The sequence below is a fragment of the Pseudoalteromonas sp. Scap03 genome (genome assembly GCF_013393115.1).
GTDB lineage: Bacteria > Pseudomonadota > Gammaproteobacteria > Enterobacterales > Alteromonadaceae > Pseudoalteromonas.
Genome location: NZ_VDEU01000001.1, coordinates 2,685,660 through 2,699,249, shown reverse-complemented (window position 1 = coordinate 2,699,249; position 13,590 = coordinate 2,685,660). Strand labels below are relative to the sequence as shown.

General features: G+C 39.2%; 9 protein-coding genes. 7 read left to right on the top strand and 2 right to left on the bottom strand.

Annotated elements, in window-relative coordinates:
- The first annotated feature begins 7 nt into the window (after positions 1 to 7).
- From FHG08_RS12310 to icd, 4 genes are all read left to right on the top strand, one after another.
- Entirely contained in the window at positions 8 to 2,257 is a 2,250-nt protein-coding gene (locus FHG08_RS12310; protein WP_178956160.1) for an NAD(P)-binding protein, read from the top strand.
- Between the two features lie 87 nt (positions 2,258 to 2,344).
- Positions 2,345 to 4,615, top strand: coding sequence for a TonB-dependent receptor (locus FHG08_RS12305; protein ID WP_178956159.1), 2,271 nt, complete (start codon positions 2,345 to 2,347; stop codon positions 4,613 to 4,615).
- 28 nt (positions 4,616 to 4,643) lie between these two features.
- Positions 4,644 to 7,340: a 7TM diverse intracellular signaling domain-containing protein gene (locus tag FHG08_RS12300; protein ID WP_178956158.1), complete on the top strand. Its 2,697-nt coding sequence runs from the start codon at positions 4,644 to 4,646 to the stop codon at positions 7,338 to 7,340.
- A gap of 95 nt (positions 7,341 to 7,435) precedes the next feature.
- A complete protein-coding gene (icd, locus tag FHG08_RS12295; protein ID WP_178956157.1) occupies positions 7,436 to 8,686 on the top strand; it encodes an NADP-dependent isocitrate dehydrogenase in 1,251 nt (416 codons plus the stop codon).
- 12 nt (positions 8,687 to 8,698) lie between these two features.
- Here the strand turns inward: icd and FHG08_RS12290 are convergent, their stop codons facing one another.
- Both FHG08_RS12290 and FHG08_RS12285 read right to left on the bottom strand, forming a co-directional pair.
- On the bottom strand, positions 8,699 to 9,145 hold the full coding sequence (locus FHG08_RS12290; protein WP_178956156.1) for a hypothetical protein: 447 nt from the start codon (positions 9,143 to 9,145) through the stop codon (positions 8,699 to 8,701).
- Between the two features lie 109 nt (positions 9,146 to 9,254).
- Positions 9,255 to 10,202 carry a LysR family transcriptional regulator gene (locus tag FHG08_RS12285; RefSeq protein WP_178956155.1) on the bottom strand — a complete coding sequence of 316 codons (948 nt, stop codon included), beginning with the start codon at positions 10,200 to 10,202 and terminating at the stop codon, positions 9,255 to 9,257.
- A 117-nt stretch (positions 10,203 to 10,319) separates the two neighbouring features.
- On the opposite strand from FHG08_RS12285, the gene aceK reads away from it, so the two are divergent.
- Genes aceK through FHG08_RS12270 form a run of 3 tightly spaced genes read left to right on the top strand, consistent with a single transcriptional unit; the run spans position 10,320 to position 13,531 of the window.
- Positions 10,320 to 12,110, top strand: coding sequence for a bifunctional isocitrate dehydrogenase kinase/phosphatase (gene aceK, locus FHG08_RS12280; RefSeq protein ID WP_178956154.1), 1,791 nt, complete (start codon positions 10,320 to 10,322; stop codon positions 12,108 to 12,110).
- A gap of 46 nt (positions 12,111 to 12,156) precedes the next feature.
- A complete protein-coding gene (locus FHG08_RS12275) occupies positions 12,157 to 12,549 on the top strand; it encodes a hypothetical protein (RefSeq protein WP_178956858.1) in 393 nt (130 codons plus the stop codon).
- 19 nt (positions 12,550 to 12,568) lie between these two features.
- Positions 12,569 to 13,531, top strand: coding sequence for a zinc-binding dehydrogenase (locus tag FHG08_RS12270; RefSeq protein WP_178956153.1), 963 nt, complete (start codon positions 12,569 to 12,571; stop codon positions 13,529 to 13,531).
- Positions 13,532 to 13,590: the final 59 nt, after the last annotated feature.

Sequence of the window (13,590 nt, the reverse complement as noted above, 5' to 3'; positions counted from 1 at the left end):
ATTTCCCATGAACCAAGAAAAAATCGTGATAATTGGTGGCGGTGTATCAGCAATGACTGCTGCATTGTATTTGACTGAGCAAAGTGACTGGCAACAGCATCGAGCTATCACTGTATACCAGCAAGGTTGGCGCTTAGGTGGTAAAGGGGCTAGTGGTCGTAATGCGGCCAGCGGGCAGCGTATTGAAGAGCATGGCTTACATGTATGGTTTGGTGCTTATGTAAATAGCTTTAAAACAATAGAAACGGTTTACACTAAATTACAACGGCCAGCCGATTCACCTTTATCTACATGGCAGCAAGCATTAAAACCGCATAGCTTTATAGCCTTAGAAGAATATATTGATGACCAATGGCAAACATGGCCAATTGATTTCCCATTACTTCCTGGGAACCCTGCTGATGGAAGTTTAGATATAACGCCATGGGATTTTATTAAAATGACCATAGCTTGGCTAAAAAAGTGGATATTTGATTTACAGTCAGCAGCAAAAAAAGCCAACAAAAATATACAACTAAGTACAAAAAAATCACGAGATCAATCTTTATTACGGCATTTGCACCAACAAATAACAGATTTGGTTGATGATACCGAAGATGCTTGGCAACAATTTGCTGATGATATAAAACAATATTCGAGTGAAGTTGCTTCTACTCCAAGCTTACTAATTAATACGTTAAATAAGTTTGCACACGCCGACAATACATTAAACCCCCAAGTACATGAGAAAAAAGATGGCCTTGTTATTTGGTATATAGTTAGAAAACTAAAGCGCTGGCTTAATAGCGAAATGATTGAGTTGTTAGACAATAATGCGCAGCTTAGACGATTATATATTTGCGCAGACCTTGCTATTGCAATGCTAGTTGGTTTGGTAAAAGACAAAGTATATCGAGATGGGTTTGATGTTATAAATAAATTTGATTTTAGGCAATGGCTTATAAGAAATGGGGCAAACGAGCAATACAGTGCTAATTCGGCGCCCATACGAGGGTTTTATGATTTGGTGTTTGCGTACCCTGCGGGTGACCTAAGTAAGCCCAATGTTGAGGCTGGTGTCGCATCACTGGCTATGTTACGCATCGCGCTGTGTTACCGCGGAGGGGTCATGTGGAAAATGCAAGCGGGGATGGGCGATGTCATCTTTGCTCCCTTGTACGAATTACTTAAAAAAAGAGGGGTTAAGTTTGAGTATTTTCATCAATTGCAAAACCTGACTCCCAGCCTAAGTGAGCAAGGAGAGAGTTTTGTCGAGAGCATTGAGCTTCAGCAACAAGTTTCTTTGCTCTCAGACGCAGAGTATAAACCACTGGTTAATGTTAAAAAACTACCTTGTTGGCCAAGTGAACCACTTTATGCGCAAATTAATAGTGAACAAGCCGCACTATTAAAGAAGCATGATATTAACTTAGAATCTTTTTGGTCAGACTGGCCGTCTCAATACGAAAACCATTTTGGGCAGCCACTGCCAATAAAAAAATTAAACTACAAAGAAGATTTTGACAGAATTGTGTTGGGTGTATCTGTGGCGTCACTTGAGCACGTATGCCCTTCATTATTAGCGTGGGATACTAAATTTGCAGCACAAGCAAAGCAAGTCAAAACGGTGGCAACCCAAGCTGCCCAACTATGGCTTAATAAAACAGACGAGCAATTAGGCTGGCAATATATTCCAAAGAGTAAAGAAGGCCCAATTCTAAGTGGCTTTAGCGAACCATTTGATACGTGGGCGGCAATGATGAATTTAGTCGACAAAGAGCAATGGCCTACTGATTGTCCTCCTAAAAACATTGCTTATTTTTGCAGTGTTTTTCCTTGTGAGCACTATCCACCAAAAAGTGAACATCAATTTCCTCTACAGGTTAAATCGCAAGTAAAGGTAAACCTAGAAGCAATACTAGAAAAAAACATGCAGTCTTTATGGCCGCTTGCATATCAAAATAATGAGTTTGATTGGTCTGTATTATATGAAATATCGTCATCAGGGGATGAACGATTAAATGCTCAATACTGGCGAGTAAACGTTGACCCAAGTGAGCGTTATGTTTTGTCAGTTGCTGGTTCAAGTAAGTATCGACTGGCGACAGATGAAACAAAATTTACAAACCTTTTTATTACCGGAGACTGGATTAAAACGGGTGTTAATGCCGGTTGTGTTGAAGCGGCTGTTATGGCGGGTATGCAAACAGCCAGAGCAATGGTGGGTTACCCACAACACATTAGTGGCGAAAATGCATTTGCAGTTATCAAAAATTAAAATACCCTTCTAGCACAGCTTTAATCGGTTGATTAGTATATAGTTAAACATGTTGTTTACATTTATTTAGCGTAAAGGTCACGTGAAATGAAAAATAAAGGCAAGCTTCTGAATAAAAATATATGGTTGGTATGCTTACCAGGTTTTTTACTACCACTGCAGGCGAAAGTTGTTGTAGAGGGTAAAAGTGATGATCAGCCTAATATGGAAATCATTGAGGTTTATGCGCAAAAAAGAGCGCAAAAAATTGAAGAAGTCGGCATTTCTGTTAGCACAGTAACAGGGGATGATCTCAAAGCGCAACAGGTTAAAGACTCAACAGAGTTATCTGTATTTGCCCCTAATTTAAAAATTAGCCAAAACGCAGCGGAAGGTACACCGCCAGCGGTTAATATTCGTGGTGTTGGATTAGTTGATTACAATACAGCTAATACATCGCCGGTGGCTATGTATGTTGATGAAATAGCCGTGGGCTCTGCCAGTAACCAAATTGTTAACTTGTTTGATATTGAGCAGATTGACATTTTGCGCGGCCCTCAAGGAACTTTATTTGGTCGTAATTCCACTGGTGGGGCTATTTTAATCCGCTCTAAACGCCCTGAGTTTGAACAAAGTGGTTATTTAAGTACAGGTGTTGCTAATAATAATGCAACCAGTGTTGATGCTATGTTTAATTCAGCTATTGGAGAAAACACAGCCGTTCGTGTTGCGCTAAACCATCAAAATTATGATTATTCTACAAACAATATTTTTGCTGATTCACCAACAGCGGGCATGCGGCAAACAAATGGTCGAGTATCTTTTTTAGCTGACTTTGACACTGTCCAGTTGTTGATAAAAGGGCATATTTCTGATTGGGATGGCATAGTTCAGCCTGTTGGCAGTATTGGGGTTATTGCAAACCCATTAACAGGAGAGCGATGCTCGCCAGCACAAGCAGGTTCAACCACCTGTTTTGATAACTTTGGATTTAATGATGGCAGTGATGATTTTTATACAGTAAGCGTTAATAATAATTCGCCACATAAAACCGATGGTAAGGGAGGGAGTGCCCATGTTAATTGGCAATTGGATACACACAATGAGCTTATTTCACTAACTAGCTATAACAAGTTAAAGCGTGATCATGCCTTTAACTGTGATGGCTCTCCAGCACGGTTATGTGAAGGCAATTTAGGTTTAAATACTGATTTAGTAACGCAAGAGTTTCGGTTGCAATCTCAGCTCGCAGAGCATTTTCTTACAACGGGAATTTATTATGCTGATGAGTCTATTATTCAAGACAATGTAAATGATATTTTACGAGATTATCGAGGCATTTTAGAGACAGATTTAACCGCTACTTTTTTCTATGATAATAGGATAAAAACAAAGAGCATTGCAGCGTTTACCCAACTTGACTATCAATTAAACCAAGATTGGCTAATTACCGCTGGGCTTCGTTATTCTTATGAGTCTTTAGATTACGACTCAACATCCCAGCTTAATATTATTTTAGACCCTAACGATTTAACCGGAGTTAAGGTGCCATTTTATCGTGTTCAGGGAGAGCAATCAGATAATGGCATTTCTGGTCAGTTGGCTGTGAACGTTAAGCTGGATGATGCGACCTATGGCTATTATCGATTTGCTAATGGCGCAAAAAGCGGAGGCTATAACGGTGGGTTTTTATCATCGGTTGAACAAGCACAGCTTGCTGATTATCAAAAAGAACGATTGAACTCACATGAAATTGGCTCAAAGTCTTGGTGGCCACAGTTGGGCATGCGATTTAATTGGGCTGCATTTTATTATGATTATAATGACCAACAGGTGTTTATGAATCAGCCTTCAGTATCTGATCAGAGCCCGCCTATTCAATTATTAGAAAATGTGGCAGATTCGACTATATATGGCCTAGAGGCTGATTTTGAGTATTGGCTGACCGATGATTTGAATGTTAAGTTTGCTATGGGTTATATACCCCATGCAGAGTTTGAAGAATATGTTGATCCTTTAGGTAACGCATTAACTGATAATCGCTTGCCATTTACCTCAAAATGGAACCTCAGTGCAGGCATTGAATACACGCTTGAGTTGGCGAATCACCCACTAACAACGCAATTATTAGTTGATTATCAATCCGACTATTATTTTGATCAGAATCAAAACCCTTATGCTATGCAAGATGGCTATAGTATTTTTAACGCAAACATACAGTATCAACATGATAACTGGGCGATTGCTATTTGGGGAAAAAACCTATTTGGTACGCAATATAGCCACTTAAAATTTGATTTAAGCTCTTTCCTTGGCATGCTTGAAGACTTTAAAGGTGAAGGCAGGCGTTTTGGTTTAGATGTTAGTTATCAGTTTTAATTTTAGTCTTTAAATTAAGGTGCGAAGTATGCCAATGAAGGCAGTTCTAAAGCTATTTTTATATTGTGTATTTTTGTGCTTTAGCAATTTAGCGCCGGCAGATACACTCGCTCCTATTGTTTATACTTTAAAACAACAAGATACTGATTTGCTCGGTCAGGGTCATGTATTTCAGGTAACGAGTGGTACTTTTCCCCGTAACCACAGTGAAATAGAAATGTGGCTTGAAGATAAACAACCACAATCAAGAACATCGTTTTTTGGTGGTAGTTTTTGGTTTGTCATAGCACTTGAAAATAAAACAGATTTAGATGAACTGGTGCTCTATCCGTATAACACGTTACTTTCAAAAATCGAAACCCGGATTTATGATATATCGAACTTTGATGAACCAATAAAGCAGTATGTCACTGGGGGGGGTTACCCAAATGAGTTTGCATTTCACTATGGGAATAAAGTTAAGCTGACGCCTAATCGTTCTTACGTATTAATTGCAAAATTTCAAAGTGAATATTTTTATACTCCACCAAAATTAGTGCTTTCATCTTATGACGATTTTTTTGTAAGAAAAACCTCAGACAACATGATTATGTTGCTGTGCTTTGGGGTTGGTATTGCGTTAGGTTTATACAATTTTCTTATTTACTTGGGTGATAGAGATAAAACCCATTTGTACTACGCCATGTTCACAGCATGCTGGGTGTTGGCTTGGAGTCAGTTTTTTCATATACCGGATCAAATTTTTGGTTTTTACAATGCCCATTTTCATTGGTTAGGTTTTACTTTAATTCCAATCACAAATATTTTATTTTTTAACAGCTTACTTAAATTAAAAGACACGTCTCCTAAGTTATCTCGATTATCAATCTACTTAGGCATTGTTGCCACCGCAGGCGCACCTTTTGCAATGGTTTGGCCTGGTTTTGGCTTTATTTGGGCCACTTTAGTAACAGGGGCAACTTTATCTCTAGGTATGGTTGTTGGTATACGAAGCTGGATCAGTGGCTTTAAACCAGCTCGCTATTTTGTTCTCGCCTATTTGGCTATGGCCATTCCTAATATGGTTGGCAATTTAACTAATCTAGGACTTATTGAGCCAATAAAAATGGATCTCTATTTACTTGGACTTATTGGCACAGCGCTCGATGCAGTATTACTTGCTTTTGCTGTCGCAAATAAATTCAGTATTTTGCATCATCAGAATGTTGAACTGACTAAAAATTTGGAACACAAGGTCGAACTGCGTACCCAAGAGTTACAACAATTGGCGGAAGAGCTTCGTGATGCAAGTGAAGCTAAAAGTCGATTTTTAGCTAACATGAGCCATGAGATCCGCACCCCAATGACATCCATTATTGGTTATGCTGATGGGATAATTTTAGGTGATATACAGCCTCATGAAAGAAATCATGGGATCAGGGTGATTTTGCAAAACAGTCGTCATGTACTTGGGCTAATTAACGATATTTTGGATATGTCGAAAATTGAGGCTAACCGTTTAGAGATAGAATTAGTTGAAACGGATTTGTTTGCCACTATTGCTGAAATTGAATCATTACTAGGAAAGCAAATCCGCGATAAAGGCTTAAAATTCAAAGTTGATTATCAATTTCCATTACCAGATTGGATAGTCTCAGATCCAACTCGACTTAGGCAAATATTATTAAATTTAGCAACCAATGCACTTAAATTTACTACCCAGGGCTACATAATGCTGACGGTGAGTTGCAATCAAAAGCAACTAATAATTAAAGTTGAAGACACCGGTATTGGTATGACCGAAAGCGAGCAAAAAGACCTATTTACTCCCTTTCACCAAGCTGACTCGTCAATTTCTCGTAAATACGGTGGTACTGGACTTGGCTTAAATATATCAAAAAGCTTAGCAAATAAACTAAATGGCGATATTACTGTATTTTCTGTGGTAGGTAGGGGTAGCGAGTTTTGCTTTACTATGGAGTTAAATACAACCGAACATACGCAATGGGTTAACGCATTTGACGATATACGTAAACCACAAACCAAAGAGCTATTTTTAAATAATAGTCAGCGAAATTTAGTGGGTAGAGTACTTGTGGCTGAAGACCATCCAGAAAATCGTCAGCTTATTAAGCGAATTTTAGAGCGGATGGGGTTAACCGTTGTCGCTGTTGAAAATGGTCGAGATGCAGCGCAAGCAGCGATGGATGAAAGCTTCGACTTAATTTTATTAGATATTCAAATGCCAATTATGGATGGTGAGCAAGCAATTAAGATTATACAAGCAACAGGGGTAACAACACCCATTGTGGCGCTCACTGCTAACACGATGAAGCATGAAATTGATCGCTATTTAAAACAAGGTTTTACTGATCATATTGCCAAACCTATAGATAGAAGCTGTTTTAGTAGTAAAATTGCAAGTTATCTTGATATTGATATATGCGAGAACATTAAGCTACCCGATGAGGAGTTTGCACTACTCAAGCAGGAATATATTAAAGGGTTAAATAAACAAAAAGACACGTTAGTGTCTCAATTTAAGCAGGGTGATATAACGGGTTTTGCACGCAGCGTGCATATGATCAAAGGAACGGCTGGAATGTTTGAATGCAAAGCGTTGTATAAACAGGCTGTTGATTTTGAAACAAACTTAAAGTCTTCACCTGACGCTTTCGACATACAACAAGTTGAGGCTCTACTCAATGCGATTGACGTTATTTTAACCGTTAAAAAAGCACCTTAAATTTTACATTTTATCGTTGAATAACCGCTATACGCTTTGTTATGAAGACAAGTAGGGTTATGCATGCTTAAATATATTCTCTTGTAGGAGGACGTATGCAGTATCAACATATTAAGGTGCCAGACAATGGCGACAATATTCACATTGATGATCAAGGACAGTGGCATATACCCGAACAACCTATTATTGCCTATATTGACGGTGATGGGGTTGGTTTAGATGTGATGCCAGTAATGCGTCAAGTAGTGGATGCTGCCATAGAGCATTGTTATGGCAAGGAACGTAAGATACATTGGATGCAGGTGTATAATGGTGAACAAGCGGCCAAGCTTTATGATGGCGACTGGTTCCCTCAAGAAACCATAAATGCGGTACGTGAATGCAAAATTGCTATAAAAGGGCCGCTAACCACACCTTTAGGTGGCGGGTTTCGCTCTCTTAATGTTGCGCTTCGCCATGAAATGGATTTATTTGTTAATATGCGTACTATAAAAGGCTTTAGTGCTTTACCCTCGCCATTAAAAAACCCCTTTACCACTAACATTACCGTGTTGCGCGATAGTAGTGAAGATGTTTATTCAGGAATTGAATGGCAGGCGGGGAGTGTTGAAAGTGAAAAAGTGCTCGATTTTTTGTGTGAAGAAATGGGCGTAACCCGTCTTCGTTTCGCTCAAGAGTGTGGTATAGGGATTAAAAATATATCTAAAGAAGGGTCAGAGCGATTAATACGCTTTGCCATTAATTATTCCCTTAAAAATGAGAGAGAGTCACTTACGTTAGTGCACAAAGGTAATGTTCTTAAATTTACCGATGGGGCGTTTAAACGCTGGGGCTTTGCGCTCGCAAAACAAGAATATAATGCCAAAGAACATGAAAATGGGCGTTGGCTTGAAATACAACGAACCAATTTACCCCCCTTGATTATTAAAGAAGTGATTGCCGATAATATGTTGCAGCAATGCTTGATGGATCCTGCGCAATTTGATGTGGTGGCTACTACAAATCAAAATGGTGACTTTTTAGCCGATATGCTCAGTGCACAGGTTGGGGGGGTAGGGATTATGCCTGCCGCCAATTTAAATACAGAGGTGGCTTTTTTTGAGCCGACACATGGCACGTTCGAGCGAATAGCTGGTCAAGATAAGGCAAACCCGAGCAGTAGCATATTAAGTTCAGTGTTAATGCTTAAGTATATGGGATGGGTTGAAGCGGCATGTTTAATCGAAAACGCCTTAGAAACTACATTTGCCAGTGGGCAGGTAACTTTTGATTTGGCTCATTCAAATCATAACTCGACAACCTTAAGCTGCAAACAATTTGCTAGTAAGGTTATCGAGCACTTTTAAACGACTGCATTGTTAAGCTGCTGAAGCGTTAGTGGCTGCTTGACGATGAACACATGGACGCTCTGTTAGCTCTGCTGCTCTGTGATAAAGCTCATGTGCACTTGGCTCGTCACATACAGTGCCACTGAGCGTGTCCATTAACGCAACTACAATAATGGCAGGTACTTGACAGCAGTATTCATCTAATACGGCTTCAGTTGTTTGTGCATCAACATGGCAATGAGGGTGGCTTTTACGTTGATAGGCACTCAATAAAGTGTTTACGTCAAGAGTATCGTTTTCTTGATGTTTATTTTTACGACATTTACAGCCGAATTCATCAACTAATGTGGCAAGTGACTGGTAAACGTGACCCGTCTCAAGCGGCGTATTTGGGCATAATTGTTGTTCAATGAAGTGATGTAAATTTGCATCAATGAATAACCCGTCTTGGTGTGTGAAGCTTGCTGATGTTTGCATAATTATTACTCTTAGTTTGTTGGCTTAACTTCACTGTAGCGCTAAGTATAATATTAATGAAATTGTTGTTTTCAATAATTGATATTGATTTAATCAATATTTTAATGTGTTACCTATCAACCACTGTATTTGCGAACGCTAATAACCCACGTCTAAGCCATTGATGCGCTGGTGTGTGGTGTAATAACGGGCTCCATATCATTTTTACTTCTATAGGGACGACTTGAAATGGTACTGGGCTAATCACTAAATTAGTGTGACTGGTTAATAGCTTTGCTTGACGACGGGGTAGCGTAGCTATGAGTTGCTCAGATTGACACAGTAAGCTGGCAATCATGTAATGGCGAGTAAATACGCGTATTTTACGGGTTTGTTCTAATTGCCACAAAGCTTCATCTACCCAGCCTAATTTTTGTTTTCCTGACTTATTGGTCACTGCGGGCTCTGGCCCCCAGCCTGCGCGGTTAACCCATATATGTTCGCTTTGTAGGTATTGATTTAAGTTAGCATGCGTTAAAAAATTATTATTTGGGTGGGTTAAACAACAATAATTATCTCGCCATACAGTCGCTTGATGAAAAGAGCGCGGCAGACCATTAAAACGATTTATTGCCAAATCGATAGTGCCTTTTTCCATATCTTGTAAATTTACATCACTGGGACTAAGCACATCAAAGTCAATGCCCGGGTTTTTAGCTAGTTGCTCGCAAATAAAGGGGGCAATTAGAGTCGATTCTAAATAATCGTTTGCCATAATACGAAATGTAACTTGCGCAGTTGCTGGGTTAAATTGCTCGCTTGGTTGAGTGATCTCCTCTGCCATTTTAAGCAGCGCTTCAATTTCAGGTTTGAGCGACAGTGCTTTGGCTGTTGGAGTCATAGAGCCCGCAGCTCGTACCAGCAAAGGATCATCAAATAAATCTCTTAAACGTTTTAACGCATTACTCATCGCTGGTTGAGTTAAAGCAAGCTTATTAGCTGCTTTTGATACGCTTTTTTCATCTATTAATACATTTAAATAGACGAGTAAATTGAGGTCGACATTTCTTATATTCATATGATCAATTTTATTTATTTGCTGTATTAATTACCTAAATTAAAGTGTGCTTGCTAAGGTGTAAACCTCTAATAAAAAATAATCAGCATAATTGCTAAAAATAGAAGCGCCTAAATCATGCCAAGCACGCTATTAACCTCTCAACATAATTCGGTACAATCCGTGGTCGCCACTAAGTTAGCCCGAGCGATATTTGCAGGCTTTGATGCTATGTTTGCACAATTTTTAAATATCACCTTAGGGGCACAAAGTCGCTTTGAACAACGCCAGTACCATGAGGTGCAAGCAGCAATGCGAGAGCGCTTACAAGTGTATGAACGCCAAGTAAAGCAAGTTAGTGAAGCTGTTAGAGTGATTGCTTATGATGAATTGAATTGCCCTCAAACATGGCAACGGGCTAAAAATATTTATGGTGAGATGGTAAAAGAGCATGAAAACCAGCCCATTGCGCATACATTTTTTAATTCTACTTTTGGCGCTATTTGGGATGATAAAAAAATTCGCACAGTTCACTTATTTGTATTAAAAGCAAAATACCGAGGGCAGCCGCGCTCTTATGAAGGGCTTGTAAGTCGTATCTCCTTAAAAGAAGGGTTTGATCAGGCAATTAAAGCCTTATTAAATGAGCAAGTGTTTAGAGTCCCCTTTAAAGATTTAAGTAGTGATTTAACTAAGTTACAAGCAACGTTAACGCAAGGTGCTCAGCAGCAATGTCGACAAGTATACGAATTAATAAACTTAAATGATGGTTATATCGAATATGCTAACTCGCATTTTTATCGTAATAAGGCCTGTTATGTCATAGGGCGATGTATTGCCAAAAATGGCGATAACATGCCCTTTGCAATTGCTATTTTAAATACCCCCGATGGGCTTACAATTGATGCTGTAATGATGGGGGCTGATCAACTAAGTTTATTATTTGGCTTTGCACGTACCTATTTTATGGTAGATACCGACCAACCTGCTCGTTATGTTGACTACCTCAGTGTATTAATGCCTCACAAACAACGTTTTGAATTATTTAATGCGATTGGTTTTATTAAACATGCAAAAACCGAATTTTATCGTTATAAAGTAGATACGACTAAAAGTAGTCCCGCAGAATACACGTACCACCTAGCGCCAGGGACTCCGGGTATGGTGATGCTAGTTTTTACCATTGACGGCCTAGATTATGTATACAAGGTAATAAAAGATAAGTTTAGTGCCCCAAAAACAGCAACTAAACAACAAGTAAAAGATAAATATAACTTTGTAAAACAAGCTGACAGAGTAGGGCGATTAGTTGACACTCATGAGTTTAGATACCTTGCATTTGACTTAAGCCGTTTTAGTGATGAACTGCTAATAGAAATGAAAAAACACATTGGCGATAGCTTAGTCATTTCCGGCAAAGCCTTAATACTAAAGCATGTTTACGTTGAGCGAAAAATGACACCGCTCAACCTGTATATCAATCAATGTAATAGTAAATCACTTCAGCAAGTGATGCTTGATTATGGTAAAGCGATAAAAGAGCTTGCCAGTGCAAATATTTTTGCTGGTGACATGCTGATGAAAAACTTCGGCGTAACACGTTGGGGGCGAATAGTATTTTATGATTATGATGAAATTTGCCCTCTCACCGATTGCAATTTTAGAGACGTGCCAAATACACAAAACGCGTTAGAAGAATTAAGCTCACACAGCTATTTTGATATTGACCAAAATGATATATTTCCCAGTCAATTTAAAGTGTTTTTTAGTGCCAGTAACAGTGCGTTTAACCACTTTAATCATTACCATAGTGATTTATTTACGGCAAAGTACTGGCAAATGATCCAGCAAGGAATTGAGCAAGGTCAGCTTCCAGATGTATACCCTTATAAGCAAAGTTGGCGTTTTAATACTATGTCAGTAAATTAACGCTGAGTTGGTTTCTTCAGGCACAGTTAACACGATAAGGATTATGATGAAATTTACTATATTCGCTTGCTTAGTTTTATTGCCATACTCTGTATTTGCCAATCCCCTATTAGGTACGTGGGAGTTTGTTCAAGGAAAATACGCGGTAGAAGATGGGTTTGTCAGCGCTAAAGCCCCAGAGATAACTTCAATCAAATTAGTAACAGCAACACACTTTAGCTATATCACAGAAAAAAATGGCCAATTTAGTTATGCTGGTGGTGGCCAGTACCAATTAAACGATGGGCAATTTATTGAAACCTTTGAGTATGGCAATATTGCATCATTGATGGGTAAAACCATGGCTTTTGATTATAAAGTTGAAGGGAATTTGTGGCATCATTCTCTTACAGAAAATGGCCAGCTAGTTGAAGCCGAAGTGTGGCGAAAAATCAAATAAACCCAATACAAGGAGACTTATGCAGTACATTTCACATCATGAGCAGCAGTTAGCGTTTTCGAAAACCGATAAACCGAAGGTTAACAATAATGAAGTGCTGGTAAAAGTGGCAGCGATTGGGGTTAACCGCGCTGATTGTATGCAGCGTCAAGGTAAGTATCCTGCCCCTGAAGGGGATAGCCCTATTTTAGGACTTGAGTGTGCAGGCACCGTGTGTGAGCTTGGCAGTGAGGTAGACCCTAAATGGCTCGGTAAGCGTATTTTTACTTTATGTGCTGGTGGCGCTTACAGTGAATATGTCGCAGTAGATGCGCAGCAGTTAATGATATTGCCTGATCATATCTCTATGGCGCAAGGTGCCGCTATAAGCGAAGTGTATTTAACAGCCTTTGGTGCGCTATTTGAATTAGGCAAGTTACAATCAGGGCAAACGGCGCTTATTCATGCAGGTGCTAGTGGTGTTGGTGGGGCTGCTATTCAAATGGCAAAAAGTGCTGGTGCACAAGTAGTGATTACCGCAGGTTCGGATGAAAAATGTGAACATGCTAAAAGGTTGGGTGCTGACCACGTAATTAATTATAAAACCACTGATTTTGTTGAGTATATGAAATCACATAAGCTCACTGCAAACGCAATTGTTGACCCTGTTTCTGGTAGCTATTTAAATAAAAATGCCATAGTGACCGCAATGGATTGTCAGATTATTATGCTGGCATTTTTAGACGGGCGCTTTGCAGAGGTAGACTTTGCACGTTTATTACAAAAGCGGATTTCGTTTCATGCATCAACACTTCGTAATCGCAGTATTGAGTTTAAACGCGCTCTGAGAGATGCCTTTGTCGCGCGTTTTTACGATGATATTGCCAACGAGAACTATGACTTTAATATTTATAAAACTATGCCATGGCAACAAGCTAGTGAGGCTCATGCCATTTTAGAGCGCAACGAAAATTCCGGTAAAGTGGTTTTGCTGGTTGAGTAACGTACATGAGCATAGCAGGATTAATATTGTTAATTAGGCTGTGCGCCCATATAATTTAG